Below are 26,722 nucleotides of genomic sequence, written 5' to 3'. Positions count from 1 at the left end.
CCCGTTCCGGCGCGGATGGAGGTTGACATGCGGCGTTTTTTCCGGGGGTTGCTGCCGGTCGTGATCGTCCTTGTGGCGGCGATCTTTGTCACGCGGCTGATCTTTCCGTTGCCCGACATCTCAGAGCGCGCGCCCGAGACGGCGCTGCCGGTCAGTTCCGAGACCCTGCTGGGCCAGCGCGTGCAGGCTGCGCAAGAGACCCATCCCGGCCTTTCGGGCGTCATGCCGCTGGCCCATGGCCATGATGCGCTGGCCAGCCGCCTTGCGCTGATCGACGAGGCGCAATCCTCGGTCGATGCGCAATATTACATCTGGCACGACGACACTTCGGGGATTCTGCTCCTGGACGCGCTGGACCGCGCCGCCAAGCGCGGGGTGCGGGTGCGGCTGCTGCTTGACGACAATGGCGTGCCGGGGCTGGACGGCTTCATGGCAGCGCTGAACCAGGACGAGAATTTCGAGATCCGGCTCTTCAACCCCTCGACCATCCGCAGCCCCAAGATGGCAGGTTATGCCATTGATTTCATGCGCATGAACCGGCGCATGCACAACAAGTCGATGATCGTGGACGGTGCCGTCGCAATCATCGGCGGGCGCAATATCGGCAATGAATATTTCCAGATCGGCGAGGCGTTCTATGTCGATATGGACGCGCTGGCGATCGGCAGCATCGTGCCCCAAACGGCGGCGGTCTTTGACCAGTACTGGAACGCCGCCTCGGTCTTCGAGATCGAGAACATCATCGCCGGCGATGGCGACCGCGCGGGATTTGACGCCCGCGTCGCCGAGGTCAAGAACAGCGCCGAGGCCAAGGATCTGCTGAGCGTTCTGGAAAGCAGCGCCGCCCGTTTTGCCAAGGGTGACGTGCAGCTGGAATGGACGCAGGTGCAGCTGGTGGCCGACGATCCGGTCAAGGGACTGGGTATCGCCAGCCGCGACCAGCTGATGATCACCCGTCTGGCCGAGATCCTCGGGCAGGTGGAACAGCGGCTGGATCTGGTCTCGGCCTATTTCATCCCCGGGAAGCCGGGCACCGCGTTTTTCGACGAGCTGGCGCGGTCGGGCAAGCAGGTCAATATCCTGACCAATGCGCTTAACACCACCGACGTGCTGATGGTCCATGCCGGCTATACGAAATACCGGCGCGAACTGCTCGAGGCCGGGGTCAAGCTCTATGAGCTGAAGCTGCGCGGCGGCGCCGCCCCGGAATCCAAGACCCAGCTGAAACCGCTTGGGCTTTCGGGCGCCAGCCTGCATGCCAAGACCTTCGCCGTGGACGAAAAGCGCATCTTCATCGGCTCGTTCAATTTCGACCCGCGCTCGGCCACGCTGAATTGCGAGATGGGTTTCCTGATCGACAGCCCGACCATGGCCAAACAGGTCAGCAGCAGCTTTGACGGGCCGCTGGACAAGGTCAGTTATCGCCCCGAACTGACCGCCGACGACCGCATGATGTGGCTTGAGACCGAGTCCACGGGCAAGGTCCTGACCTGGCAGCAAGAGCCGGGCGCGACCCTGTTCCAGCAGGTGGCGCTGACTGTGGTCGGCATCCTGCCGATCGAGTGGATGCTTTAATCCGGCGACCCGTTGCCGCCGTGCCGCATGCCGCGCAGGAACCCGCGATAGCGGGTCTGGCTGTCGCGCAGATGCGTGCGCATGGCGGCGCGGGCGCGGTCCTCGTCATTTCCCTGAATGGCGGTCAGGATCGCTTCGTGTTCGGCATCCAGAATGCGCAGGAACTCATCCGGCAGCGGCGCGTCATCGGCCGCGATCAGGCGGCGGGGAATGATCGTCGGGCCGATCAGGCGCAGGAACTCGCTGAAGCGCGGATTGTTCGCCGCCTCGGCAATGGCCAGATGAAAGTGGAAATCGGCCTCTGATGTAGGCTTTCCGGCGCGTGACAGGCGGCGCAATTCATCGAATGCCTCAATGATCTTTTCCTCTTGCGCCGGTGAGCGCCGCCGCGCGGCATAGCCCGCCGCATCGCCTTCGACGGCGGCGCGCAGTTCCAGCATCTCGATCAGGGACGAGACACGGGCCAGATCCAGATTGCGAAAGGGCAGCGCGTCGGCGGCAGGCGGGGCCAGCACAAAGACGCCCGCGCCCTGACGCGGCTCGACCAGACCATCGGCGCGCAGCGCGGCGATGGCCTCACGGATGACGGTGCGGCTGACGCCAAACTCCTGCGTCAGCCGTGCCTCGGAGGGCAGCCGGTCGCCGGACCTGTATGCCCCCTTGGCCATCTGGCCGCGCAGCGCCTCGCGCACCTGCACGACCAGTGTCTGGCCCTGGACCTCGCCGGCCGCCGGGGCCGTCATTGCAGGTCGGCGGGCAGCAGGGCCACGGGGAAGTTCTGATAGCTGACCGGGCGCAGGAAGCGGCGGATCGCCATCGTGCCGACCGAGGTGGCGCCGAAATTGGTCGAGGCCGGATAAGGCCCGCCATGGACCATGGCGTCGCAGACCTCGACCCCGGTCGGAAAGCCGTTGACCAGCACCCGGCCGGTCTTGCGTTCCAGCACCGGCAAGAGCTTTTGCGCGTCGCCCAGATCGCCCGCATCCATATGCAGGGTCGCGGTCAACTGCCCCTCGAAGCCGCGCGCCAGCCGGGCCATGTCCTCGACCGAACCCACGCGCACGATCAGCCCCAGCGGGCCGAAGACCTCTTCGCCAAGCGCGTGATCCTGAAGATAGGCGTCGGCGGTGGTCTCATAGAGGTTCGGGCTGGCCTCGCGCCCGGCCGAGGGGGTGGTATGGACCTTGCGCACGGCATTGCGGCTCTCGAAGCGGTCCTTGCCGTCGCGGTAAGCCTTGGCGATGCCATCGGTCAGCATGGTCTGCGGGCCGACCTTTTCCAGCGCGGCGGTGGTCGCGGCGACGAACTTGTCGGCATCCGCGCCGTCCAGCACCACGGCGATGCCGGGATTGGTGCAGAACTGCCCCGCGCCCATGGTCAGCGAGCCGGCCCAGCCCTGACCCAGCGCCTCGGCCCGCGCGGCCATGGCCTCTGGCAGCAGGAACATCGGGTTGACCGAGCCCAGCTCGCCAAAGAAGGGGATCGGCTCGGGGCGCGCCGCACAGAGATCAAACAGCGCCCTTCCCCCGGCCAGAGAGCCGGTAAAGCCCACCGCCTTGATCAGCGGATGCGTCACCAGCGCCGAGCCGACATCGCGCCGCCCGCCCTGGATCAGGCTGAAGACGCCGGGATGCAGGTTGCAGGACTTGATCGCCGCGTGAACGGCCTCGGCCACGATCTCGCCGGTGCCGGGATGGGCGGAATGGCCTTTCACAACCACCGGACAGCCGGCGGCCAGCGCGGCGGCGGTGTCGCCGCCCGCGGTCGAGAAGGCCAGCGGGAAATTCGAGGCGCCAAAGACCGCGACCGGGCCGATGGGGCGTTCCATCAGCCGGATATCGGGGCGCGGCAGCGGCTGGCGGTCGGGCAGCGCGGCGTCATGGCGGCGGTCCAGATAGTCGCCCTTGCGGATGTGATTGGCGAAGAGCCGCAACTGGCCAACGGTGCGGCCGCGCTCGCCCTGCAATCGCGCTTCGGGCAGGCCGGTTTCCTGACTGCCGATCTGGGTGATGGCCTCGGCGCGAGCCTCGATCTCATTGGCGATGGCGTCAAGAAAATCGGCGCGGGTCTCGCGGGTGGAATAGCCATAGGACCAGAAGGCCTCCTCGGCCGCCGCGCAGGCGCGATCCACCAGATCGACGGTGCCGACGGCAAAGGCATGGGCAGAGCCGTGGGCGGGTTCGGACTGGAATGTCTCGGCGCCGCCAACCCAGTCGCCGGCGATCAGGTGCTTGCCATGAGGGGTGAAGGTCATCGGAGACTCCTGTGCGGTCGAAGGCGGAAGGGAATGAGGGGGCGGGGCATGACGGGCTAGCCCGGATGGCAGTCAACATATCATATGACTGCTGTCAAGCTGGCTGGGCCAAGCCGTTCTGATCGGGAGGCATAACCGCTCAATTGCTGGGGAAAATGGATGTGCCCGAGCTGCGTGATGGCCGATATGGGATACTTGTATGACATTTTTGGTATCAGTATATGCGGGTCATCAGGAACGGAGAATCGCCATGTCCCTGCCCGTCTATCCGGTTGCCCATCCCGATGCCGGTGTTCAGCGTCAGGTCCTGTCGGACTCGCCCGAGCTGATGGTGGTCTCGTTCCGTTTTCAGACCGGGGCGCAAGGGGCGCTGCACAGCCATCCGCATGTGCAATCGACCTATGTCGCGCGCGGTCGCTTCCGGTTCTTCCGCGACGGCGTCGCCCATGACCTGCATCCGGGTGACAGTCTGGTCATCCCCTCGGGCGTCGTGCATGGCTGCGAATGCCTTGAAGCGGGTGAGCTGATCGACTGCTTCACCCCCCGCCGCGACGATTTTCTCTGAGGCCGCCGGGCGGATGATAGTCAGCCTCGAATTTCGTGATTCGACCTAAGAAATTCAGATCAACGATCTGGAAACATTCATATTTCAGCATGGATCGGCCTGATCGCCGCATCTTTGGCCAACGGGTCTGGACCGGCAAGGCTTTCAGCATAATTTACTGCAAATGTTCATTACAATATTTTGATAAAAATAGAAAATATACAAGAAAACACCAAAAATTCCGATCAGAGCACCTATCCGGTAGTGCATCGGCACGAACCTGCGCTATGCTGCCGAGAGCAATCAGCAGGGCAATCATGGCCCGAACCAGATTCAGGAAGGACAGCCGATGATCGTGGCCCGCGTCGGTGACAAGCATGCCTGCCCCCAGCATGGCCCGAATGTCGTCATCGAGGGCGGCGGCAGCACCGTGGACGGTCGCGCCATCGCCCGTGTCGGCGACAAATGCGCCTGCGGCGGCGTCATCCTTGAGGGAAAAGCCGGGGCGACGCTGGATGGACGCCCGGTTGCCTATCTGGGCTCCAAGACCAGTTGCGGCGGCGTCATCATCGAATGCTCGGGTTCGGCGACCTTCGCCTCGTAACCCGCCCGCTGCCTCGGCAAGAATGCTAGGGCGGATCCGCGCCGCCTCGTGCGGCATGCCCATATGATCCGTCATGATCGATCCGATCCCGAACCGGGCGCCCCGGCCCGGTTTGGCCGCGACATCGTGGCCGCGATATCCGCCAGATAACAGCTCCGGCAGGCTAGGTCATTGCAACCTGAACAAGAACAATTCTGGACCGTGCAATTTCGCGATCACCGAATCGCGGACTCGTGCTAGCATTCAGATAAGCGCATCAACACGTTGATTCGCATGTTCAATCTCTGTCGCACCTGGCCATTTTTGTGGGCCGGGAGCGTGCGGCTTTCGGAGTTCGCTTCAGACCGAGGCAAGTAATTCACGCGCTTACCCGCTGGTAAGCGCATTCACGCTTTATTCCCAGAGAGGTCCGCCATGATCGGCAGGTTTGTTTCGCTTGGCTTCATGCTGCTTGGGACGCAGGCGGCCTTTGGTCAGGAAATGCGCACCATCGAGAACCCGGCGGTGTTCACCGCCAATCCGGTATCGCTGCATGCGACGACCGACGAGGTTGCCGGCTTCGACATGCAGCTGACCTATGTCGAGCGGCAGATCTACAATCCTGCCAATGGCGAGTTCCAGAAACTGCACCTGCGGGGCTATGTCGATGCGAAGGCCACGACCCCACCCGGCCCGGATGCGCCGATCGTATCGCCGACCATTTTCGCGCATCCGGGCCAGACCGTGCGCCTGACGCTGCACAACCAGCTGCCCGCCGACCCGAGCTGCGGCCATGTGCCGGACGGCAACATCAATATCCCGCATTGCTTCAATGGCACCAACATGCATGCGCACGGGCTTTGGGTGAACCCGTCGGGAAACGGCGACAATGTGCTGATCTCGCTGCGCCCCGGGGTCTCGTTCCAGTATGAATACAACATCCCCGAGGATCACCCGGCCGGAACCTACTGGTATCATCCGCATCTGCACGGCTCGACCGCGCTTCAGGTCTCCAGCGGCATGGCGGGGGCGCTGATCATCTCTGGCGACAGGAAACCCAGCAGTTCCGCCAATGGCGATATCGACACGCTGCTGATCGATGATGCCGGCGCGCCGATCCGCAACCGGGTGCTGCTGTTCCAGCAGATCCAATATGCCTGCGGGACCAACCCGGACGGCACGCCGAACTATGACTGCAAGCCGGACCAGACCGGCAGCATCGAAAGCTATGACCAGTTCGGGCCGGGAAGCTGGGACGCCTCTGGACGCTACACCTCGATCAACGGCCGGGTCCTGGGGGATTTCGACCCGGCGACGGTGGGTGCGGTCGAGCGCTGGCGGCTGATCCATGCCGGCGTGCGCGACACCATCAATTTCGAGATTCGCCCCAAGATCGGCGATGCCGAGCCCGAAAACCTGACGGCTCAGCAAAATGACAGCTGGATCGAAAAGAACTGCGGCCCGAAGACACTGAACTATCACCTGATCGCCCAGGACGGGCTGACCATGTCCGCCGCACAGACCCGCATGGAAACCATCCTGCAGCCCGGATATCGTGCCGATCTTCTGGTGGTGTTCCCGACGGCCGGGGAATATTGCGTCATCGACGCGCCCTCACCCTCTGCGGCCAATATCAACCAGGGGCCGCCGAACCGCAGGCTGCTCGCGCTTGTGACGGCTCAGGACGGCACGGCGGTGTCCGAGGATCTGGGCAGCTATCTGACCAAATGGCTCGTCGCCGCAACCAAGCGCAACATGCCGCAGGACATTGCCGAGACGGTTGCGAATGACCTGCGTGACGGGCTGAAGCTGACCCGCTTCGTGCCCCATCCCGACATCGGCGCAAGCGAGGTGACAGGCACGCAGGAGCTGGTCTTCAATATCGACACCTCGATCCCGCACAAGACCGTCTTCCAGATCGACGGACAGCCCTATGCCGCGGATCGCATCGACCGGACGCTGATGCTGGGCGGGGTCGATGAATGGAAGCTCAGCTCGAACTTCGTCAGCCATCCCTTTCATATCCATGTGAATCCGTTTCAGGTGGTGTCGATCCTCGATGCAAACGGGAACGATGTCAGCGCGGCCGCTGCCTCCGATGCCGGGGATCCGCAATATCCGGGGCTGAAAGGGGTCTGGAAGGACACGCTGATGGTCAAGAATCTCGGCACCTCGCCAAAGGGCAAGTACACGATCACCATCCGCACCCGCTATCAGCGCTATATCGGTGAATTTGTCCTGCATTGCCACATTCTCGACCATGAGGATCAGGGCATGATGCAGAATATCCGCATCGCCATTCCCGATGGCACCGGGGGCGTGGTCGGCAATCATCACTGATCACGCGCGCCCCACGCGACATTTCCAACCAGCATTTCTGTCAAGGAGGATCACATGCCCAGCATTCAGGCCGGCCTCACGCGCCGCACCCTTCTGGGAACGGCGGTGGCGGGTGGTGCGCTGCTATTTGCGCCCCGCATCGCCCGCGCCGAGGCCAGGTATCTGCGCAAGAACCTGGCCAGCCCCGAGGCCGAACAGGATCTTGCCGCCTATCGCAAGGCGGTCGAAACCATGCTGCAACTGCCTCTGGACGATCGCCGCAACTGGTACCGGATCGCCTTCATCCACCTGCTGGACTGCCCGCATGGCAATTGGTGGTTCACCAACTGGCATCGCGGCTTTATCGGCCATTTCGAACAGATCTGCCGCGAACTCAGCGGCTATGCCGATTTCGCCCTGCCCTATTGGGACTGGACCGACCTGCCCCGGTTGCCCGAGACCTTCTTCGAGGGCGTGCTGAACCCGGTGGAAAGCCCGCTATATATCGCCACCCACGCGGATTTCGAGGCAAAGCTGAAACCCGTCATGCAGGCCGAGTGGAACAGTTTCTCGCCCGCCCAGCTGGCGCAGGAACAGCTGCGCCACTATGCCGATTTCGGCGCGCTCTGGAGCGATGCCTATAGTGCCTTCGCCGATCAGGGCAATGCCCGCTTGCTGACGCGGGATGCCCCGGATCTTGATCCGATAACCCGTCAGGCGGTCTCGTTGCCGACCGTTCTCTCTGCCTTGCGGCCGACAGGTTTCGTGAAGGACCCCAGAACCATGGTGGTCGGGGAGCTGTATTTCAACAGCCCCGTCACCGACAGCCATCATGTGATGGCGGGCTTCTCGATTCTGGAAGGTCAGCCGCATAACAAGGTGCATAACAATGTCGGCGGCACCGTCTCGCCCGAGGGGCTGATGACCGAATTCCTGTCGCCGCTCGATCCGATCTTCTTCATGCATCACTGCAATATCGACCGGCTCTGGGATGTCTGGACCCGCAAGCAGATCAGAAACGGCGGGCCAATCGGGCCGGTGACCAGCCTGACCGAACAATATGACAAGGAGCCCTATCTGTTCTTTGTCGATCGCAACGGCAATCCGGTGACCGACAAGATCACGGCCGCCGATTATTTCGCCATTGGCGATTTCGACTATGCCTATACCGCTGGCAGCGGCGACATTGCCGAAGAGCCGCCGCGGCTTGCGGCGCAGGCCGCGATCGTCAATCAGGCGGCGGCGCTGGAATCCGCCAGTTCCGCCACCATGGAGATGGTGCCCGACGCGGCACTGATCGCGTCGGTGGACAAATCGCCCGATGTCTCTAGCCAGTTCGCGCGCATCACGATCGCGCCCCCTCAGGATGTCGGCGGGCTGAGCTTTGACGTGTTCCTGCATCCGACCGGCACCCAGCCGGTTCTGAACCCCGAAGGGCCGGAATTCGCCGGCAGCTTCGAATTCTTCGGCACCCGGCTGCACCATGTGGCGCCGGTCAGCTTCACCATTCCCATCGACGCGGCGCTGGACCAGATGCAGAAAGCCGGGACGCTGCTCGCGGGCCAGCCCTTCCTGGTCTCCGTCGCCATTGCCGATGACGGAGAAGAGCGTAGCATCGGAGCCGAACTTCTTTCGGTGGAGATCGGTACATTCTGATGCTGCTCGGATCCCTCGCCATGCTGAGTGCCGCTCAGGCGGGCATGGCGGGGGGCTGCCCGCCGGGGTCGCAGCCGGTCGAGCTGACCTTGCCGCGCGTGCCGGGTGCCGCCGAGATCATTGGCCTTGACGTGATGACCGGCCCGGTGTCTTCGGCGGGCTCGGTCACGATCCTGACCCGCGACGGCACGGTGCTGGCCAGCGCCAGCGGCCATGGCGGCAGCGGCGCGCAGGCGCGGCTGTCCTTTCAGTTCGCCCTGCCGGCGACCGCCGCCGACAATGCCCGGCTGAGCCTGTGCATCGCCGTCCTCGACCCCCGGCGCCCGGACGGGTCGCCCGGACTGCTTGAAGTGGCGGCATTTCTGGACTGATCGGCTGCAAGGCGCTCATGCGTCGCCCCGCCAAGCCCCGCACGGCGTCGCGGCACCGATCCGCGCCAGATAATTCTTGAAATGCCCCCCGGCTTGAGGCAGCCTTTTATAAAGACTCCTGCGGTGCTCGGAAAAGTCAGAGCGCCGGTACCTTCCTTCAACAGATTGAATTTACGTGCGAGGCGCGACATGAAAAGTCGACGCATGACGCGTCGTGGTCTGCTGACCACGGCGGCGGGCGCAGCTTTGCTGCTTGGCTTCGGCAAGGTTTCGGCACAAGAATCGCGGCCGGTCTGGATGCCGTTCGACGGCTTTCCGCCAGCCGATTCCATGGCCGAGGGATTGCAATTCCTGACCCCGGACGAGGCGCGCACGGTCGGCGCGATCGTCGAGCGTCTGATCCCGGCGGATGCGCTGTCGCCCTCGGGCAAGGACGCGGGTTGCGTCGATTTCATCGACCGTCAGCTTTCCGGCCCCTATGGAGTGTTTTCAGGCCAGTACCGCGAAGGTCCGTTCCAGGACGGGACGCCGATGCAGGGCGACCAGTCGCCACTGGACGCCAGGCAGCGCTATCGCCTTGGCCTGGCCGCGCTGGACGGCTGGTGCAGGGCGAATGCGCAGGCCGCCTTTGCCGATCTGCCCGAGGACCGGCGCGATGCGATCCTTGCCGATCTTGAGACGGGCAAGATCACCCTCGACGGGATCCCGGCGGAACTGTTCTTTGAACAGGTGCTGGCCAATACGATGGAGGGATTTTTCGCCGATCCGATCCATGGCGGCAACAAGGACATGGTGTCCTGGCGGATGCTGGGCTTTCCCGGCGCGCGCTACGACTATCTCGACTCGCTCGACATCGCCGGAACGCCGCTGCGGCTTGACCCGATCGGCCTCAAGGGGGGACCGTCCTGGAGTGCCGATTGGGTGCCGCCTTCCGCCCCTGCAAGGAAAGGCTGAACCATGCGCCGATTGCCAAAAAAGGATATCGTCATCGTCGGGCTGGGCTGGGCCGGGTCGATCGTGGCACGTCAGCTTGCCGAAACCGGGCTCGATATTCTGTGTCTGGAACGCGGACCCTGGCGCGACACGGCGCGCGATTTCAACATCTCGACCGTCACCGACGAGCTGCGTTTCGACAAGCGCCAGGCGCTGATGGTGCAGCCGGCGCAGGCGGGCATCACCGTGCGCAACACCGTGTCCGAAACCGCCCTGCCGATGCGGCAATGGGGCAGTTTCCATCCCGGCAATGGCGTCGGCGGGGCGGGCCTGCACTGGGCCGGCATCACCTGGCGCTTTACCCCCGAGATCTTTCGTCAGCGCTCGCATCTGGTCGAGCGTTACGGCGAAAGCGCCATTCCGGCCGAGCTGACGGTGCAGGACTGGGGGCTGACCTATGACGAGCTCGAGCCGCATTATGACGCCTTCGACAAGCTCGCCGGGGTCTCGGGCCGGGCGGGCAACCTGAAGGGCGAGATCCGCGAGGGCGGCAATCCCTTCGAGGGGCCGCGCCAGAACGACTACCCGTTGCCGCCGATGGTCCAGACACATGGGCCGAAGCTGTTTGCAAAGGCGGCGGCCGAGCTGGGCTATCATCCGTTCCCCTCGCCCTCGGCGCTGCCATCCGAACCCTATACCAATTCGCTGGGGCTCAAGATGGGGCCCTGCACCTATTGCGGCTTCTGCACCAATTATGGCTGCGCCAATTACTCCAAGGCCAGCGCGCTGATCTGCGTCGTGCCCTGGCTGCTGCTGCAGCCCAATATCGAGATCCGCGTCAATTCCGAGGTGGTGCGCATCGAAAAGGATGGCACCGGACGGCGCGCAACCGGCGTGGTCTATCTGGACGGTGCCGGCGAGGAGCTGTTCCAGCCGGCGGATCTGGTCGCGGTTTGCGGCTTCCAGCTTGAAAACGTGCGGCTGATGCTGCTTTCAGGCGTCGGGCAACCCTATGATCCGGCGACCGGCACCGGCGTGACGGGCCGCAACTATGCCTATCAGACGCCCAATTCGGTTACCGGCTTCTTCGAGAATGTCGCCTTCAACCCGTTCATCGGCTCGGGTGCCGCGGGTGGCGCGCTGGACGATCTGAACAATGACAATTTCGACCATGCCGGGCTTGGTTTCTTCGGCGGCGGCTCGACCCGGGTCATCCCGATCGGCGGCGCCCCGATCTCGCAGCGCCACGTCCCGTCCGGCACGCCGCGCTGGGGCGCGAAATGGAAAGAGGAAACGACACGCTGGTATCAGGCGACGATGTCGGTCGGCTGCGAGGCATCCAGCTTTTCGACCCCCGGCAACTATCTGTCGCTGGATCCGACCTACAAGGACCGCATCGGCAGACCGCTCTTGCGCATGACTTTCGACTGGCCCGAGAATGACCGCCGCATGTCCCAGCATGTCGTGTCCAAATGCACCGACATCGTGCGGGCGATGGGCGCAAAGCACTGGGAACCGGCGCCGATCAAGGGGGCGTGGAACACCTCGCCCTATCAGTCCAGCCATGTCGTCGGCGGCTTTGTCATGGGGGCCGACCCCAGCACCAGCGCCACCAACAAGTATCTGCAATCCTGGGACGTTCCGAACCTGTTCGTCGTGGGTGCGCAGGCATTTCCGCAAAACCCCGGCTACAATCCGACCGGTACGGTCTGCGCGCTCGCCGGTTGGGCGGGCGCGGCGATCCGCGACCTTTACCTGAAATCCCCTGGACCCCTGGCCCCAACATGACGCACGCATTCAGCCCGATCTCCGTCGCGGCCGGTTTCGCCGCGCTCATCCTGTCGGTGCCGACCGCATCGGCGCAACAAACCTATGAGCGGTTCGGCTTTGCCCAGACCGAGCGAGGCCGCTATATCGCCATTCTTGGCGATTGCGCAGCCTGCCATACCGCGCCGGGCGGGGCGCCGCTTGCCGGCGGCCTGCGATTTGAAACGCCGGTCGGCGCGATCATCTCCTCGAACATCACCCCCGACCGCGAAAACGGCATTGGCAAGATGACGCTGAAGGAATTCGACGCCGCCATGCGCGAAGGGATCGGCCAGGGCGGCAAGCGGCTTTATCCGGCGATGCCCTATCCGGCCTTCTCGAACATGACTGACGAGGATATCGCCGATCTCTATGCCTGGATCATGGCGCAGCAGCCCGCCCCGGCGCAGATCAATTCAAACGAGCTGAAATTCCCCTTCGATATCCGCACCGGCATGATCGCCTGGAACATGATCAATTTCAAACCCGACGCCTTCAAACCCGATCCGGCGCAATCGGCGGAATGGAACCGCGGCGGCTATATCGTCGAAGGCCCCGGCCATTGCGGCGCATGCCACTCGGGCAAGACCATCACCATGGGCGACAAGTCCTCCGAGCACCTGACCGGCGCCATCATCGAGAACTGGGTGGCGCCGAACATCACCGGCGATGCCGAGGCCGGGCTTGGCGCATGGGAGGAGCAGGACATCATCGCCTATCTGAAAACCGGCGCGAACCGCTTTGACATCGCATCGGGCGGCATGATGGACGTGATCCGGCATTCGTCGCGGATGTGGACCGACGGAGATCTGAAGGCCGTCGCCGTCTATCTGAAAAGCCAGCCCGGCAGATCCGGCAAGCCGCTGGCCGCCGCATTGCCGGAAACCGACATGCGGATGCAGGCCGGCGCAAGGATCTACAAGGACCGCTGCTCGGCCTGTCATTTCGACAACGGCGAAGGCTATCCCGGCCTTTTCCCAAGCCTCGCCGGTGCCGGGTCGGTCAATGCCGAGGAACCGACATCGGTGCTGCATGTGGTTCTGGCCGGCAGCCGCGCCGTCGCCACCCCGGCCGCACCGACCGGTCCGGCCATGCCAAGCCTGGGTTGGGCGCTGAGCGACAATGACATCGCCAATGTCGTGACCTATGTGCGCAACGCATTTGGAAACACCGCCGCGCCGGTTTCGACCGAGCAGGTCGCAACTGCCCGCGCGGCATTGCAACCCTGAGCCGGCCCGCAGTGCCCTGCCCGCCGCGCCCTGCCTTTGCGCAATGCCTCGCGGGAATATGCACTGGCCGCCAGCTTTCCGGGGTTGATCCCGCGTCCCGGTGATGCTTTTACTCCGCGCAAGCCAGCCAGACGCCAGCCCGATCCCCGACAGAACCGCCCTGCGCATCTTACTTTGCCGTTCCGGCATGACGCAGGCGCCGCAGAATTCGCGGTATGGGAACAAGGAACGACGCCTGACGATGGATCCTCACCCGGATGCGCCGCCATTGCCTGTCCCCATGGACCGCGTGGCCAATCCATTGCCGCATCCCATGCCTGGCCCGGTCCCGCCGGGGATATGGAAGACAAGGAAACGCAGATGCCCAACGACGACACGACCAACCGTATCGCTGCCCCCCGGATCCAGCGGGTCAAATACGAGATCCGCCGCCGCGAGCCGGTGATTGCCGAAGTCGCGCACCTGACCCCGCACATGATCCGCGTCACCCTGCGGGGCGACGAACTGGCCGATTTCGAAAGCGCGGCGGCCGACGACCACATCAAGGTGCTTGTCCCCGGCCCGGATGGCGCGCTTGAGGCCCGCGACTATACCCCCCGCGCCTTCGACACGGCGCGGCGCGAACTGGTGATCGATTTCGTCGATCACGGCGACGGCCCGGCCTCTGGCTGGGCGCGCAAGGCCCGTGCGGGCGAGACGCTGAAGATCGCCGGGCCGCGCGGCTCGCGCGTCATTTCGGGGACCGTCCCGAACTGGATCTTTGTCGGCGACGAGACCGCCCTGCCCGCGATCGGGCGTTTCCTTGAGGAACTGCCCGCCGGCACCCGCGCCACGGTCATCGCGGCCGTCCCCGGTCCGGCCGACGAGCAGAAGCTTGAAAGCGCCGCAGATCTGGATCTGCGCTGGATCCATCGCCCGCTGGCCGAAGCCGCCGATCCGGCGCCGCTGCTCGGGGCGTTGCGGCCCCTGCGCCCTGCCCCCGGCACCTTTGTCTGGATTGCCGCCGAGGCCGCCGTCGCCCGTGCCCTGCGCCAGCATGTGCTGGGACTTGGCCATCCGCCGGGATGGATCCGGGCGGCGGGCTACTGGGTTCGGGGACAGGCCGATGCCTCGGACAAGGAGATCCTTGACTGATTCACGGCGCCGGTCGGTCAGGACGGGATGTCCTCATGTGCGGGTCCGGATGCCGGTCTGGCATTCAGCGTCAGATGCGGACCCGTCGCCAGTGGCGGGGCGGGCTCGCCACGGCCGGACCTGCGGATCAGCCAGGCCGCGCCAAGCAGGTCGGGAATACCCACCAGCCCGCGCGCGATATTGGAATATTTCGAGCGGCCGCTGCCGCGCGGCCGGTGCATCACCCCGGCCGTCGCGATCTGCCAGCCCTCGCGCAGCATCATCGCCGGCATGAAGCGGTGGATGTGATCGAAGAAGGGCAGCTCCAGATAGGCCTCGCGGCGAAACGCCTTGAGGCCGCAACCCGAATCGCTGACCCCGTCATGCAGCAGCGCCATGCGGATCCGGTTGGCCAGGCGCGAGGCAAGCTTCTTGCCCAGATTGTCCTGCCGCACCAGCCTTTGCCCCTGCACGAGGCCAAGCCGCGGATTGCCGGCATCGAACGCGGCCAGCAGGACCGGGATCTGGTCGGGCGGGTTCTGCCCGTCGCCGTCCAGCGTGACGATCAGCGGCCCGCGCGCCAGCCGGACGCCGCTGCGGATGGCGGCTGACTGCCCGCGCGACTGCGGATGGCGATGGTGCCGCAGCCGGGGGTGGCGCGTCGCCAGCCTTTGCAGGATCTGGCTGGTGCCGTCCCCGGATCCGTCATCGACGACGATCACCTCGAAGGCGCGCTCTGCCAGCGCGGCGGCAACCTCGTCAAGCAGCGGCGCGATCGAGCCGGCCTCGTCACGGACGGGGATCACCACGGATATGTCTATGGCTTCGTCATGCATCTCAGGGTTCCTTCACGGGGTCATTGGGGGCCTCGGCCGCCGACCAGATGCCCCAGTCCCGGTTCCGGAACAGGATGGTCCTTTGCGGCGGCCAGGCCATGTCGGCCTGGTCGATTTCACCGATCAGCAGGCCCTGCGGATGGGCGCCGATCCATGTCCTGACGGCCTTGTCGTCGGCCAACAGCGCGACCGGATCGGTCAGCCGGGCAGCGAAATTGAACTGGGCATGATAGCTCGTCCCGAGCAGCGCCAGCCCGCCGCGCTGGCGGGGGCCGATCTGTTCGGCAATCGGATGGCTGCTATAGACCTTGGCAAAGCCGGTCATGCCGATCAGCAGATTGACGGCCAGAAGACCGCCCAGCGACAGCAGCATCGCCCCCCTGAGCCCGCGCAGACGGGTCGCAAAGAACCCCAGGGACAGCGTGATCAGCGCCCATGCCAGCAGCGCGGTGCGCGGGGTAAGCGGGCTTTCCATCCTGCCCAGCGGCAGCAGACCAGCGGCCGCCAGCACGGCCGCGACGGCGCCCAGCCCCAGCACGGCAACGGCCGGCAGCAGGCCGAAACGCGGGACGCCGCGCCCCAGCCGGGCGGCGATCAGCGCCAGCGCCGGCAGTTCGGGCACAAGATAGTGGATCTGCTTGCCGCTGGTCAGGCTGAACAGGATCAGCGCCGCCCCCGGCCAAAGCAGGCAAAGCCGCAAACCCCGGTCGGAGCGCCATTCGCGCGTCACCGCGGCCCTCCACAGTGCCGGCGCCCAGAGCAGCGGAAAGCCCAGAACCGGCAACAGCGCCAGAAAGAACCACCATGGCCGGGCGTGGGCAAAGGACTCGGTCAGGCGCCCGGCGCTTTGATGCCACAGGATCGCGGCGCGATATTCGCTGCCCCCCAGCGTGGCGGCCGGCACCAGCCACAGCGCCAGCAACGCCAAAGCGACCAGCAGGCCAAAGCCCAGGCGGCGCGGCAGCCTGCGCCAGTCGAACGGAGCGTGGCTCCACAAGGGCAACAGGATTGCCGGTGGCAGCAGGTGGAACAGGATCACCGGCCCCTTGGTCAGCACGCCAAGCGCAATTGCCGCGCCAAAGACCGCCCAGGGGCGCAGGCCCGCGCCCTCTTGTCCGGCATCGAACAGCGCGATCAGCCCCAGAAGCACACAGACCGTCAGCGGAACGTCGAACATCGTCAGGCTGGCAGCCAGCGCGAACACGGCCAGACCGGCCAGAGCCAGCGCCGCATCGCCGCCGATGCCTCGGTCAGCGGGCCAGAGCCGGCGGCCCAGAATGGCGGTCAGCCACAAGGCAAGACAGCCAAGGACCGGGCCGATCAGCCGCGCCGCAAGCTCGCTGACGCCGGTGACCAGCCAGACAAGGTTGATGGCCCAGAACAGCAGCGGCGGCTTGTCGCTGTAGATGGCGAAATTCCTGGTCGGCACCAGCCAGTTCCCGGACTGGTGCATCTCCCATGCCACGGCAAGATATCGGGTCTCGTCGATCGGGGTCAGCGGTCGCAGCAGCAGGCCGGCCGATGCGGTCAGCAGCAGGCAGGCCATGGCCAGCGGAACGGACAGACCCGGCCTCATTGCGACAGCTCGGCCTTGCGCTGGGTTCCGATCAACTTCAGGTTGCGCAGATAGACCAACAGGCCAGATGCCTGCCCGATGGCGAATACCGGGTCATGGCGCCACAGCGCATAGGCCAGCAAGGTCCCTCCGCCCGCCAGACTGAACCACCAGAAGGCCAGAGGCACGACGCTGCGCCGCGCGCGCTCGCTGGCGATCCACTGGATCAGAAACCGCGAGGTGAAAAGCAGTTGACCGGCAAAGCCGGTGACCAGCCAGATCGTGTTTGTGCTCGTCATGTCCCGTCCTTCGCCGCTCGACCGCTCATGCCCTGATCGGCGGCTTCGAGGGGATCGTCAGGCGGCAACCTTGCGCTCAGCTTGCAGGGCCGAAGAAACTTGCCGTCGAAAATGGGGACGTGACGCGATCAAGCGGGGCATCCGGGCAGCATTCCGGGTCCGGCGCGGATGACCCGCCGGGCAATATCATTTCTCGAAGCCGTGTTCGGGGCGGATCCGGCCTAGAGGCGAAGCCCCGTAAAGCCGCTGATCGTCGGCGCGTCGACGGTCTGTGCGGCGCCGTGCGGACCGGCGACCCGGATCACCTGCGCCCCGGCCGCACGCCCGGCCTGCAAGCCCGCATCGGCATCCTCAAAGACCAGGCATCTTGCGATATCGGCCCCAAGACGTTCGGCGGCAAGCAGAAAGCCCTCGGGGTCGGGCTTGCCCTGGCGCACATCGTCCGAGGTGATCAGCGTGGATGGCAGCGGCAGACCCGCCGCCGTCAGGCGACGCAATGCCAGCGCCCGGCTGGCCGATGTCACGACCGCCCATTTTTCGGCCGGCAGCGAGGAAAGCAGCTCGACCGCGCCGTCGATCGCGACCACGCCATCGACATCCGCGATCTCCTGCGCCTCGACCCAGGCGGCCTCGTCCTCGACCGAGACATGCGGCGGCGCGAAGTGACGCACGGTGTCGATGGCGCGGCGGCCATGCATATAGGCAAGCACATCGGCATAGGGCACGACGACGCGCTTGCACCACGCCGCCCAGACCCGCTCGACCGCCGGGATCGAGGTCAGAAGCGTCCCGTCCATGTCGAACAGATATGCCTCGAAACTGCCGGATATTTGCTTGATCTCGTCCATCCTGCCTACAACACCTTTCCGATTGTCCTTTTCGCGATCGCTCTGCCCCGGCGCGGCGTCAGGCGGCATCAGCGACCGGCACGCGCGCATGCCTGCCCCGACGTCATCCGGCTTATCGCCGGCAACTGCAAGACCGGCCGCGCAGGATTGCCCCCCTTGCCTGGCCGGGGCGCAAGCTTCAGGCGCCCTGAAGGCGGCCATAAAGATCCCGGAAGGCCGCATAGCCGCGGTCATAGATGTCGCGATGGGCCGGGTTCGGCGTGAACCGCGCATCGGGCGCGGTAAAGGCGGTGATCCCGCCCCAATCCGCCGCGCCCAGGCCGACCGCCGCCGTCCAGGCCGCGCCGAGGCACGAGCCGGGATGCCCGGCCAGACGCTGCAACGGCTGGTCAAGGACATCCGCGACGATCCCCATCCAGACCGAGGATTTCGCCCCGCCATCCGACACCAGAAAGCGTGTCGTCGGATGGCCGATATCGTTGAAGGCGTCGATATGATGGCGGATGGCATAGGCATAGGATTCCAGCACCGCGCGCCAGATATGGCCAAGATCATGCGACAGGGTCAGCCCGTTCAGCACCCCGCGCGCCGCCGGATCGTGCAGCGGGGTCTTTTCACCCAGCAGATAGGGCAGAAATGTCAGCCCCATTGCCCCGGCCGGACGTTGCGCGGCCATCGCATCCAGCGCGGCATGGCGCGATCCGTTCAGGGGTTCGATCCCGCCCGCGAAGGTTTCGACGAACCAGTTCAGCACCGAGCCCCCGGTGGACATGCAGCCATTGGGCAACCACAGGCCCGGCACCAGATGATAGTCCAGAAAGAGACGCGGATCCGGCTTCAGCACCGGGGTCGCGGTCAGGATATCGACCGCGCCGCCGAATTTCAGCAGCACGTCCCCCCCCTGCACCACCCCAGCTCCAAGGCACGAGGCGATCATGTCGGCCGCGCCGCCGACGACCGGAATACCCTCGGCCAATCCGGTTGCGGCGGCCGCCTCGGCCGTCACCCGGCCCAGCATCGCCGACGAGCCGATCAGCTCCGGCAGCAGATGCCCGGGAATGCCGGTCCGCTCCGCCTGCGCCAGATCGATCCGGCCAGTGGCGACATTGACGATGCCGGCCTCCAGCGCCCAGTTCTGTTCCACCGCCGCCCGCCCGGTCAGCCGGTAGTTGATATAGTCATAGGATCCCAGCAGGAGCCGCGCGCGGGCGACGATCTGTGGCTCATGCCGGGCCAGCCAGCGCATCTTGGCGCCGACAAGCTGCTGGTTGATCCCGCAACCTGCCGCCTGCAGGAAAGCCGCCTCGTCGATCTCGCGGCGCATCTCGGCGACCTCGGCCCCGGCACGGCCGTCGCTTTGCTGGATCGCGCGGCGCAAGGGCAGGCCCCCCGCGTCCAGAAGCACCGTCGCCGGCAGCATCCCGGCCACGCCGATACCGGCGATCCCATCCGCCGCGATGCCCGACTGGCGCAGCAGGTCGGGAATGATCTCGCAACAGTTCCGCCACCATTCGGCAGGGTCCTCCTCGGCCCAGCCGGGCTGTTCGGAATGCAGCGTGACCGCGCGCGAGGCCAGCGCCAGCACCCGGCCCGATGTCTCGACCAGAATGCCGATGGTCGAGGTGGTGCCGATATCAAGTCCAAGAAAAACCGTCATGTGCGAGATACCGTTCAAGGTTGCCGGGCGATCATCCGACGATCACCTGCACGCCGGATTCGGCCAGCACCAAGGCGAGTTCAGGCGGCGGCGCGGCATCGGTGATCAGGGTCGAGATCTGGGGCAGCGTGGCGATCAGCACGGTCGAGATCCGGCGAAACTTGGTGCTGTCCAGCAGCAGTACGCATTCGGCGGATTGCTGCAGGAACACGGTCTTGACCGCCACCTCTTCGGGCGAATAGTCGAAGACGCCCTCGGCCGTCATGCCCGATGCCCCCAGCAGCACGGCGTCAAAATAATAGCGCGAGAAACCGTCCACCGCCTCCTTGCCGGTCAGCGACATTTCCTCGGCCCGGATCAGCCCGCCGCACATATAGGTCGCAACCCCTGCCCGCGCCATCAGCTGCCCCACCCTGAGACTGTTCGAGAAGGCGCGCAGTTGCGGGTCGGGGCCGGCCTGCACGATGGCGCGCGCGGCGGCAAGCACCGTGCTGCCAAGGTCCAGCGCAAGCGACTTGCGCCCGGCCACATGACGTGCGGCGGCCTGGGCGATGCGCGCCTTGCGGTCGGCATTCTGGCGGGCACGCGCCTCGAAGATGGGCTCGACATCGTCGATCACCGTCAGCGGGCCGCGCGTCAGCCCGACCGCGCCGCCGTGGACGCGCTCAAGCAGGCCGTCGCGTTCAAGCTCGGCCAGGTCGCGGCGCACGGTCATGTCCGAGACACCGAATTCGCGGGCGATGTCGGTCACCGAGACCGAGCCGCCCTCGTTCAGGCGCTCGAGGATGCGGGCCATGCGGACCTGGGCCGGGGTGCGGCTGCGCTCGGTTGGGCGCGCGGTGACAGGATCTGGGGGATGGGTCTGCGCTGCTGTCATGGTCTTACCTGGTCCATTCGTCACGAAACATCGCCCTTGCTTAACCGGTCACGCGGGCCGGGGGGACTCCGTTCGGGTTTTCAACGCCGCGGACGGGTTCCCGCCGGCCCTCTGCTACCCCTGCCGGTCTGCGCCGTTCCGCCTGGATCAGAACATACTGGAGATAGAATCAAACACAATAGAACATTTTTCTTGCACTTGATGATCGATTTTGTTTGAAATCAGGTAACATGGAGGGTCTCGAATGAATGCCAATCAGCTTGCGGACCAGAACCATCCAGGGCTGGCAGGACAGCGGGCCATTGTGACCGGCGCAGCGACCGGCATCGGCAATGCCATCGCCCGCGCCCTTGCCGCACAGGGGGTTTCGGTGGCGATCGCCGACCTGAACCTTGAGGCGGCACAGGCCGCCGCGGCGGCGCTCGGCGCCGGTCATCACGCCGTCGGGGTCGATGTGCGCGAACGCGAATCGGTTCAGGCCGGCTTTGATGCGGCGCTGGCGCGGCTGGGCGGCATCGATATCTGCATCGCCAATGCCGGCGTCTCGACCATGCGCCGCGCCATCGATCTGAGCGATCAGGACTGGGATTTCAACATGGACGTGAATGCGCGCGGCGTGTTCTTGACCAACCAGATTGCCGCCCGTCATTTCGTGAATGAAAACAAGGGAACCATCGTCAATACCGCCTCTCTGGCCGCCAAGATCGGGGCCCCGCTTCTGGCCCATTACTCAGCCTCGAAATTCGCCGTGGTCGGCTGGACCCAGGGGCTCGCGCGCGAGCTGGCCCCGATGGGCATTCGCGTCAACGCCGTCTGCCCGGGCTTTGTGCGCACCTCAATGCAAGAGCGCGAATTGCGGTGGGAGGCGGAGCTGCGCGGCATGACCCCCGACGAGGTGCAGCAGGATTACATTCGCCAGACCCCGCTGGGGCGCATCGAGACCCCCGAGGATGTCGCCGGGGTCGTCGTCTTCCTGTGTTCGGATGCGGCGCGCTTCATGACCGGCCAGGCGATCAATGTCACGGGCGGGGTCTATACCACCTGACCGTCGGAATGTGCGATTATGTTCGATTTCTCTGCCATGCCCGAAACCACCGCCCGCAAATGAGGCCACATTGACCGCGATCACGCTCGATAACATCAGCCGCGACTACGGGTGCGGAATATTCGGCGTCAGGGATGTCTCGCTTGCCATCGACGAGGGCGAGTTCATGGTGCTTCTGGGACCGTCCGGCTGCGGGAAATCGACAACGCTGCGGATGATCGCCGGCCTCGAGGTCATCACCTCCGGCCGCATCCGCATCGGCGCGCGCGATGTGACCGAGCTTGCCCCGCGCAGCCGCAATGTCGCCGTGGTGTTCCAGAGCTATGCGCTTTACCCGCATATGTCCGTGCGCGAAAACATGCGCTTTGGCATGAAGATGCGCGGCACGCCTCTGGATGAACAGGATCGCCGGATCGCCGATGCCGCCGAGATCCTCGGCCTGGACCCCTATCTTGACCGCAAGCCGGGGGCGCTGTCGGGCGGACAGCGCCAGCGCGTCGCCCTTGGCCGCGCCATGGTGCGCGAGCCGGACGTGTTCCTGATGGACGAGCCGCTGTCCAATCTTGACGCCAAGCTGCGCGGCGAGATGCGTCAGGAACTGGTCAAGCTGCACCGCAGGCTGGGCAAGACCATGGTCTTCGTCACCCACGACCATGTCGAGGCGATGACCATGGGCGACCGGATCTGCATCATGCGCGACGGGCAGATCGAACAGGTCGGGCCGCCGCTCGAGGTCTATGCCAACCCGACCAATACCTTCGTCGCGCAGTTTCTCGCCTCGCCGGCGATGAACCTGATCCCGGCCCGGCTGACAGCGGCGGGGGGCGGCCTTGGCATCACGGCGGGGCCGCTGGCCGGAGCGCTGCCGGCGCGCGAGGCCGCGCTTTACGCCCGAGCCGCCGCCGAGCCCGCGATCCTCGGCCTGCGTGCCGAGGATGTGCTGACCGCGCCCGGCCCGGCCACGCTGCCGGTCAGCGGCAAGGTCATCGTGCGCGAGGCGCTCGGGGCCGAGAACCTGATCGGCATCGAGACGGATGGCGTCACGCTTTCGGCACGCACCGAGCGCCAATTCCTGCCCGCCTTCGGCGATCAGGTCACGCTTCATGCCGACATGTCGCAGATGCACCTGTTCAACGCCGCCACCGGGGTGGCCTATCCGAAGGGGACATGAGCGATGATCCGGCGCGCCCTGTCCCATAGCGGTCTGGTGCTGGCCTGCCTGATCGTGCTTTTGCCGATCCTGTGGGTGTTTCGGACCTCGCTCGTGCCGGACCATGCCTCATACTCGACCGACTTGCTGCCGCAGCCGACGCTTGAGAATTATCGCGTGCTCTTTGCCGAAAAGCAGTTCGGCACCAACTATCTGAATTCGCTGATCGTCTCGATCCTGTCGGTGGTGCTGTCGATGCCCCTGGCGGCGATGACCGGCTATGCTTTCGCGCGGTTCCGCACCGGCGGCAAGGCGGCGCGCTTTGCCACCCTGGCCAGCCAGATGCTGCCGCCGGTGGCGCTGGCACTGCCGGTCTTCATGCTGTACCGCGCCGCCGGCCTGACCAATTCGCTGACCGGGCTGACGCTGGTCTATGCCGCGATCAACCTGCCGTTCCTGACCTGGATCCTGATGGGGTTTTTCGAATCCATTCCCGAGGATCTGGAAGGCGCCGCCATGACCGATGGCGCGACCCGCTGGGGCGCCTTCTGGCGGATCGTGCTGCCCGTCGCCGCGCCCGGGATCATGGCGGCGGCGGTTCTTGGATTCATCCTGTCCTGGAACGAGTTCCTTTTTGCCCTGATCCTTGGCGGCTCGAAAACCGCCACGGTTCCGGTCGCGCTGGCGGCGCTGCAAACCTCGAACGGGGTGCAGATATCCCAGGTCTCGGCCGGGGTCTCGCTGGCCATCCTGCCGCTGCTGATCGCGGTGCGCTTCATCCAGAAATACCTGGTGCAGGGGCTGTCCTTTGGCTCTGTCAAATAAACCGGGAAACCACGACCATAACCAACAGTGAGGAAAGACAAATGAAATCAAGATCTCTCTTTGCAGTCAGTGGCCTTGTCGCAACGCTTTGGGCGGGGACGGCGCTGGCCGATGGCGTCGTCCTGCGGGCGCTGATGGAGGACGTGCCCGAAACCCGCATCATCGAGACATTGCTGCCCGAATTCGAGGCCGCGACCGGCATCAAGGTCGAGTTCGAGAAGGTCGGCTACGGCGACATGCATGACAAGCTGGTGGCCCAGCTTGTGGGTGGCGAAAGCTATTACAACCTGCTGTCCGTCGATTTCCTCTGGGCCGGCGAGTTTCCGGCCGGCGGCTGGCTCGAGGATCTGAACCCCTATGTCGCCAAGACCGGTTTCGACATGGCGCCGATGATCCCGTCGATGCTGGATCTTCTGGGCCGCACCGATGCCGCCATGCCGATCCTGCCGATGTACAACTATTCCATGGGCCTGATATATCGCAAGGATTTGCTTGAAAACACTGATCTGGCTGCGAAATTCGAGGCCGCGACCGGCAAGAAGCTGGCCCCGCCCGCCACCTTGGACGACTATGTCGCGATCGCCAAGTTCATGAAGGCCGAGGGTGGCGTGAACGGCGCCGCGATGCAGGGCCAGCGCGGCGATCCCAACTCGATGGAGTTCTCGAACTATCTGTTCGCGGCGGGTGGCGATTATCTGGGGGCGGATCGCGCGGTGGTGCTGAACTCGGATGCGGGCAAGCATGCGCTGACGCTCTATGCCGACATGATCAAGAACGCGGCCCAGACCGGGGCGCTGTCGGCGACGCTGGATGACACGATGCGCCTGATGTGTGCGGGCGAATCCTTCTCGATGGTCACCTATTGGTGGATGCTGCCGCAGCTGGACAATGCCGAAGCCTGCCCGAATGCCGCCGGCAAGCTGGCAATTTCGGTCATGCCGGGCGGTCAGGGCGAAAGCGGCGGCTGGGGCTGGGGAATTCCGAAAAACATCCCCGAGGATCAGAAGGATGCCGCCTGGCAGTTCATTTCCTGGGTCCAGTCCAAGGATGTATCGGTGAAACGCGCGCTTGAGGGCCATGCGCCGGTGCGCTCGGATGTCTATGCAGACCCGGCGGTCCTGGCGAAATACCCGTTCTACGCGCTGGCCGGCGACATCGTGGCGACGGGCAAGAGCTTCCCGATCTTTACCTATTCGCCGCAATACGAGGACGTGCTGGGCACCCAGATCTCGCTGGCAGCGTCAGGCGACACCTCGGTCGAGGCGGCGCTGGAAGCGGCGGCCAAAGGTCTGGACGAGCTGATGAAGAAATGACCCCGCATCCCCGGGGGCGGCGGCGCCACCCCCGGACCACCCCCCAGGGCCCGATCCGCAACGGGCCGCAACAGGGATCGACGCATGGGCGCGATTGCAAGAAACAGGATCCGTGCCGGATGGGCCTTCGCGGCCCCGGGGCTTGCCATGCTGACCGTGGTGATGGGGATTCCGCTGCTTTACGCGCTGGCGATCTCGCTCTCGTCGATGACGCTGATCAATCCGGATCTGAGCTTTGCCGGAATGGTGAATTTCGCCAAGATCACGGCGGAACCGCTGTTCTGGCATTCGCTCTGGCTGACCTTGCGCTATTCCGTGGCGGCGGTGATCGGCGAATTCGTCATCGGCCTGGGGATCGCGCTGATGCTGCGGCAGGTCTTCACGATGCGCGGGCTGTATTTCGCGGTCCTGACCCTGCCCATGGCCATGTCGCCGATCGCGGTGGCGCTGATCTGGCGCATGCTGCTGCAGCCCAATCTGGGGATCGTCAACCAGTCGCTTGCGGCGATGGGACTGCCGATGGTGGACTGGCTGGGCGACAGCTCGATCGCGCTGTCGACGCTGATCTCGATCGACATCTGGCAGCAGACCTCCTTTGTCGTGTTGTTGCTGTCCGCAGGTCTCGCCTCGCTGCCGCGCGAGCCATACGAGGCCGCCGAAGTGGATGGCGCAGGGCCCGTACAGCAGTTCTGGTACATCACCCTGCCGCTGCTGCGTCCGGTCTCGGCCATCGCCATCGTCATCCAGCTGATCAACGAGTTTCGCACCTATGACCTGATCTATGTGCTGACCAAGGGTGGTCCCGGCATCTCGACCGAGCTTCTGTCCTTCTTCGCCTACAAGCGCGCCTTTCAGGGATTGCAGGTGAACGAGGGCACCGCGGCCGCCTTCATCCTGCTGGTCATCATCCTGATGATCACCGTCGTCTTCTTCTGGCTGCTCGAGCGCCGCAAGCGCTGACCCATCAACCCACACCCGCAACGCCCCGGCCCTCCGCGGGCAAGGAGAAAATCATGACCCGCTTCACCAAGCTTTTCGCTGGCATCAAACCCGTCATCGCCATGGTCCACCTGAACCCGATGCCGGGAACGCCGCTTTACGATGCGGATGCCGGGGTCGAGGGCATCTACCGGAATGCCTTGCTGGACCTTGACGCGCTGCAGGCCGCCGGTGTCGATGCCGTCATGTTCGGCAACGAGAACGACCGCCCCTATGAGCTTGAGGTCGATATCGCGACGACCTCGGCCATGGCATTCGTGATCGGGCGGCTGGCCGAACGCATTCAGAAGCCCTTTGGCGTGAACGTGCTTTGGGATCCCGACAGCACCGTGGCGCTGGCCGCCGCGACCGGCGCCGCTTTCGTGCGCGAGATCTTTACCGGCACCTATGCCTCGGACATGGGACCCTGGACGCCGAATGCCGGCCGCGCCATGCGCCGGGCACGCCAGCTTGACCGCCGAGACCTGGTGATCCTGAACAATGTCTCGGCAGAGTTCGCGGCCTCGATGGACAGCCGGCCGCTGCCCGACCGCGCGCGTTCGGCGGTATTCTCGTCGATCCCCGACGCGGTTCTGGTCTCGGGGGCGATCACGGGGGAATCGGCCAGCATGGTCGATCTGGAATCGGTCAAGGCCGCACTGCCCCACACCCCGGTTCTGGCCAATACCGGCGTAAAACACGGGACGGTCACAGAAGTGCTCAAGATCGCGGATGGCTGCGTCGTCGGCTCGTCGCTGAAGGTTGATGGCCATACCTGGAACGCGGTCGATCCGGTGCGCGCGCAAGAGTTCATGGACATCGTGCGCAAGACGCGCGGCTGACGCCGCGCTGCGGGAACGGCTCACCGCCCGTTCCACCGCCTGCGTCATGAAGACTGAGTGAAAATCTCGGTTAATACTTGACCTCACCTGCGCTGGCCCATTACCTGCCCCCGA

Annotated in this window: 24 protein-coding genes; 16 read left to right on the top strand and 8 right to left on the bottom strand. The window is 65.1% G+C overall.

The window, feature by feature from the left end; all coding sequences use genetic code 11:
• Positions 1-27 precede the first annotated feature (27 nt).
• Positions 28-1,575: a phospholipase D family protein gene (locus tag DFP89_RS04445; RefSeq protein ID WP_114348312.1), complete on the top strand. Its 1,548-nt coding sequence runs from the start codon at positions 28-30 to the stop codon at positions 1,573-1,575.
• Here the strand turns inward: DFP89_RS04445 and DFP89_RS04440 are convergent.
• Both DFP89_RS04440 and DFP89_RS04435 read right to left on the bottom strand, forming a co-directional pair.
• The gene (locus DFP89_RS04440) at positions 1,572-2,318 is read right to left on the bottom strand and encodes a FadR/GntR family transcriptional regulator (RefSeq protein ID WP_114348187.1); all 747 of its coding nucleotides are present in this window, start codon (positions 2,316-2,318) and stop codon (positions 1,572-1,574) included. The two genes, DFP89_RS04445 and DFP89_RS04440, sit on opposite strands and share 4 nt — an antisense overlap.
• Positions 2,315-3,829: an aldehyde dehydrogenase (NADP(+)) gene (locus DFP89_RS04435; RefSeq protein WP_114348186.1), complete on the bottom strand. Its 1,515-nt coding sequence runs from the start codon at positions 3,827-3,829 to the stop codon at positions 2,315-2,317. Before DFP89_RS04435 ends, DFP89_RS04440 begins: the two co-directional genes overlap by 4 nt.
• Positions 3,830-4,079: 250 nt before the next feature.
• Here DFP89_RS04435 and DFP89_RS04430 point away from each other — a divergent pair, with 250 nt between their 5' ends.
• From DFP89_RS04430 to DFP89_RS04390, 9 genes are all read left to right on the top strand, one after another.
• The gene (locus DFP89_RS04430; protein WP_114348185.1) at positions 4,080-4,394 is read left to right on the top strand and encodes a cupin domain-containing protein; all 315 of its coding nucleotides are present in this window, start codon (positions 4,080-4,082) and stop codon (positions 4,392-4,394) included.
• 328 nt (positions 4,395-4,722) lie between these two features.
• Positions 4,723-4,977 carry a PAAR domain-containing protein gene (locus tag DFP89_RS04425; RefSeq protein WP_114348184.1) on the top strand — a complete coding sequence of 85 codons (255 nt, stop codon included), beginning with the start codon at positions 4,723-4,725 and terminating at the stop codon, positions 4,975-4,977.
• Between the two features lie 414 nt (positions 4,978-5,391).
• Positions 5,392-7,296, top strand: a complete 1,905-nt coding sequence (locus tag DFP89_RS04420) for a multicopper oxidase family protein (protein WP_114348183.1) — start codon at positions 5,392-5,394, stop codon at positions 7,294-7,296.
• Positions 7,297-7,350: 54 nt separating this feature from the next.
• Positions 7,351-8,931, top strand: coding sequence for a tyrosinase family protein (locus DFP89_RS04415; protein ID WP_114348182.1), 1,581 nt, complete (start codon positions 7,351-7,353; stop codon positions 8,929-8,931).
• Positions 8,931-9,302: a hypothetical protein gene (locus DFP89_RS04410; protein WP_147273268.1), complete on the top strand. Its 372-nt coding sequence runs from the start codon at positions 8,931-8,933 to the stop codon at positions 9,300-9,302. The genes DFP89_RS04415 and DFP89_RS04410 overlap by 1 nt, the downstream gene beginning before the upstream one ends.
• A 204-nt stretch (positions 9,303-9,506) precedes the next feature.
• Positions 9,507-10,256, top strand: coding sequence for a gluconate 2-dehydrogenase subunit 3 family protein (locus DFP89_RS04405; protein WP_114348180.1), 750 nt, complete (start codon positions 9,507-9,509; stop codon positions 10,254-10,256).
• A 3-nt stretch (positions 10,257-10,259) separates the two neighbouring features.
• Positions 10,260-12,023 carry a GMC family oxidoreductase gene (locus DFP89_RS04400; protein ID WP_114348179.1) on the top strand — a complete coding sequence of 588 codons (1,764 nt, stop codon included), beginning with the start codon at positions 10,260-10,262 and terminating at the stop codon, positions 12,021-12,023.
• Positions 12,020-13,270, top strand: a complete 1,251-nt coding sequence (locus tag DFP89_RS04395) for a cytochrome c (protein ID WP_114348178.1) — start codon at positions 12,020-12,022, stop codon at positions 13,268-13,270. Before DFP89_RS04400 ends, DFP89_RS04395 begins: the two co-directional genes overlap by 4 nt.
• A 360-nt stretch (positions 13,271-13,630) precedes the next feature.
• Positions 13,631-14,404 carry a siderophore-interacting protein gene (locus tag DFP89_RS04390; protein ID WP_114348177.1) on the top strand — a complete coding sequence of 258 codons (774 nt, stop codon included), beginning with the start codon at positions 13,631-13,633 and terminating at the stop codon, positions 14,402-14,404.
• 17 nt (positions 14,405-14,421) lie between these two features.
• Here the strand turns inward: DFP89_RS04390 and DFP89_RS04385 are convergent, their stop codons facing one another.
• The 6 genes from DFP89_RS04385 to DFP89_RS04360 form a co-directional block, all read right to left on the bottom strand.
• Complete coding sequence (locus tag DFP89_RS04385; protein ID WP_114348176.1) at positions 14,422-15,219, bottom strand: glycosyltransferase family 2 protein; 798 nt, start codon at positions 15,217-15,219, stop codon at positions 14,422-14,424.
• A 1-nt stretch (position 15,220) separates the two neighbouring features.
• The gene (locus DFP89_RS04380; RefSeq protein ID WP_114348175.1) at positions 15,221-16,795 is read right to left on the bottom strand and encodes an ArnT family glycosyltransferase; all 1,575 of its coding nucleotides are present in this window, start codon (positions 16,793-16,795) and stop codon (positions 15,221-15,223) included.
• Positions 16,792-17,073, bottom strand: a complete 282-nt coding sequence (locus DFP89_RS04375; RefSeq protein WP_114348174.1) for a lipid-A-disaccharide synthase N-terminal domain-containing protein — start codon at positions 17,071-17,073, stop codon at positions 16,792-16,794. Before DFP89_RS04375 ends, DFP89_RS04380 begins: the two co-directional genes overlap by 4 nt.
• Positions 17,074-17,294: 221 nt before the next feature.
• Positions 17,295-17,921, bottom strand: a complete 627-nt coding sequence (locus DFP89_RS04370; RefSeq protein WP_114348173.1) for an HAD-IA family hydrolase — start codon at positions 17,919-17,921, stop codon at positions 17,295-17,297.
• Between the two features lie 178 nt (positions 17,922-18,099).
• A complete protein-coding gene (locus DFP89_RS04365; RefSeq protein WP_114348172.1) occupies positions 18,100-19,578 on the bottom strand; it encodes an FGGY-family carbohydrate kinase in 1,479 nt (492 codons plus the stop codon).
• A gap of 31 nt (positions 19,579-19,609) precedes the next feature.
• Positions 19,610-20,455, bottom strand: a complete 846-nt coding sequence (locus DFP89_RS04360) for a DeoR/GlpR family DNA-binding transcription regulator (RefSeq protein WP_114348171.1) — start codon at positions 20,453-20,455, stop codon at positions 19,610-19,612.
• A gap of 244 nt (positions 20,456-20,699) precedes the next feature.
• Here DFP89_RS04360 and DFP89_RS04355 point away from each other — a divergent pair, with 244 nt between their 5' ends.
• The 6 genes from DFP89_RS04355 to DFP89_RS04330 all read left to right on the top strand — a co-directional run bounded on the left by DFP89_RS04355 (position 20,700) and on the right by DFP89_RS04330 (position 26,608).
• Positions 20,700-21,500 (top strand): SDR family NAD(P)-dependent oxidoreductase, encoded by an 801-nt coding sequence (locus tag DFP89_RS04355; RefSeq protein ID WP_114348170.1) that lies wholly within the window; start codon positions 20,700-20,702, stop codon positions 21,498-21,500.
• A gap of 70 nt (positions 21,501-21,570) precedes the next feature.
• Positions 21,571-22,671: an ABC transporter ATP-binding protein gene (locus DFP89_RS04350; protein ID WP_114348169.1), complete on the top strand. Its 1,101-nt coding sequence runs from the start codon at positions 21,571-21,573 to the stop codon at positions 22,669-22,671.
• Between the two features lie 3 nt (positions 22,672-22,674).
• Complete coding sequence (locus DFP89_RS04345) at positions 22,675-23,475, top strand: carbohydrate ABC transporter permease (RefSeq protein WP_220269807.1); 801 nt, start codon at positions 22,675-22,677, stop codon at positions 23,473-23,475.
• A gap of 41 nt (positions 23,476-23,516) precedes the next feature.
• Positions 23,517-24,788, top strand: a complete 1,272-nt coding sequence (locus DFP89_RS04340) for an extracellular solute-binding protein (RefSeq protein WP_114348168.1) — start codon at positions 23,517-23,519, stop codon at positions 24,786-24,788.
• 84 nt (positions 24,789-24,872) lie between these two features.
• Positions 24,873-25,748 carry a carbohydrate ABC transporter permease gene (locus tag DFP89_RS04335; RefSeq protein ID WP_114348167.1) on the top strand — a complete coding sequence of 292 codons (876 nt, stop codon included), beginning with the start codon at positions 24,873-24,875 and terminating at the stop codon, positions 25,746-25,748.
• A gap of 53 nt (positions 25,749-25,801) precedes the next feature.
• On the top strand, positions 25,802-26,608 hold the full coding sequence (locus DFP89_RS04330; RefSeq protein WP_114348166.1) for a BtpA/SgcQ family protein: 807 nt from the start codon (positions 25,802-25,804) through the stop codon (positions 26,606-26,608).
• The last annotated feature ends 114 nt before the right edge of the window (positions 26,609-26,722 follow it).

This window comes from Paracoccus lutimaris (assembly GCF_003337565.1).
Classification (GTDB): domain Bacteria; phylum Pseudomonadota; class Alphaproteobacteria; order Rhodobacterales; family Rhodobacteraceae; genus Paracoccus; species Paracoccus lutimaris.
The sequence above is the reverse complement of the archived record's forward strand: the minus strand, read 5'-3'. Positions and strand labels throughout refer to the sequence as shown.

Coding starts and splice junctions, on each gene's coding strand:
- DFP89_RS04445 (WP_114348312.1), top strand. CDS start 28: ATGCGGCGTTTTTTCCGGGGGTTGCTGCCGGTCGTGATCGTCCTTGTG.
- DFP89_RS04440 (WP_114348187.1), bottom strand. CDS start 2,318: ATGACGGCCCCGGCGGCCGGCGAGGTCCAGGGCCAGACACTGGTCGTG.
- DFP89_RS04435 (WP_114348186.1), bottom strand. CDS start 3,829: ATGACCTTCACCCCTCATGGCAAGCACCTGATCGCCGGCGACTGGGTT.
- DFP89_RS04430 (WP_114348185.1), top strand. CDS start 4,080: ATGTCCCTGCCCGTCTATCCGGTTGCCCATCCCGATGCCGGTGTTCAG.
- DFP89_RS04425 (WP_114348184.1), top strand. CDS start 4,723: ATGATCGTGGCCCGCGTCGGTGACAAGCATGCCTGCCCCCAGCATGGC.
- DFP89_RS04420 (WP_114348183.1), top strand. CDS start 5,392: ATGATCGGCAGGTTTGTTTCGCTTGGCTTCATGCTGCTTGGGACGCAG.
- DFP89_RS04415 (WP_114348182.1), top strand. CDS start 7,351: ATGCCCAGCATTCAGGCCGGCCTCACGCGCCGCACCCTTCTGGGAACG.
- DFP89_RS04410 (WP_147273268.1), top strand. CDS start 8,931: ATGCTGCTCGGATCCCTCGCCATGCTGAGTGCCGCTCAGGCGGGCATG.
- DFP89_RS04405 (WP_114348180.1), top strand. CDS start 9,507: ATGACGCGTCGTGGTCTGCTGACCACGGCGGCGGGCGCAGCTTTGCTG.
- DFP89_RS04400 (WP_114348179.1), top strand. CDS start 10,260: ATGCGCCGATTGCCAAAAAAGGATATCGTCATCGTCGGGCTGGGCTGG.
- DFP89_RS04395 (WP_114348178.1), top strand. CDS start 12,020: ATGACGCACGCATTCAGCCCGATCTCCGTCGCGGCCGGTTTCGCCGCG.
- DFP89_RS04390 (WP_114348177.1), top strand. CDS start 13,631: ATGCCCAACGACGACACGACCAACCGTATCGCTGCCCCCCGGATCCAG.
- DFP89_RS04385 (WP_114348176.1), bottom strand. CDS start 15,219: ATGCATGACGAAGCCATAGACATATCCGTGGTGATCCCCGTCCGTGAC.
- DFP89_RS04380 (WP_114348175.1), bottom strand. CDS start 16,795: ATGAGGCCGGGTCTGTCCGTTCCGCTGGCCATGGCCTGCCTGCTGCTG.
- DFP89_RS04375 (WP_114348174.1), bottom strand. CDS start 17,073: ATGACGAGCACAAACACGATCTGGCTGGTCACCGGCTTTGCCGGTCAA.
- DFP89_RS04370 (WP_114348173.1), bottom strand. CDS start 17,921: ATGGACGAGATCAAGCAAATATCCGGCAGTTTCGAGGCATATCTGTTC.
- DFP89_RS04365 (WP_114348172.1), bottom strand. CDS start 19,578: ATGACGGTTTTTCTTGGACTTGATATCGGCACCACCTCGACCATCGGC.
- DFP89_RS04360 (WP_114348171.1), bottom strand. CDS start 20,455: ATGACAGCAGCGCAGACCCATCCCCCAGATCCTGTCACCGCGCGCCCA.
- DFP89_RS04355 (WP_114348170.1), top strand. CDS start 20,700: ATGAATGCCAATCAGCTTGCGGACCAGAACCATCCAGGGCTGGCAGGA.
- DFP89_RS04345 (WP_220269807.1), top strand. CDS start 22,675: ATGATCCGGCGCGCCCTGTCCCATAGCGGTCTGGTGCTGGCCTGCCTG.
- DFP89_RS04340 (WP_114348168.1), top strand. CDS start 23,517: ATGAAATCAAGATCTCTCTTTGCAGTCAGTGGCCTTGTCGCAACGCTT.
- DFP89_RS04335 (WP_114348167.1), top strand. CDS start 24,873: ATGGGCGCGATTGCAAGAAACAGGATCCGTGCCGGATGGGCCTTCGCG.
- DFP89_RS04330 (WP_114348166.1), top strand. CDS start 25,802: ATGACCCGCTTCACCAAGCTTTTCGCTGGCATCAAACCCGTCATCGCC.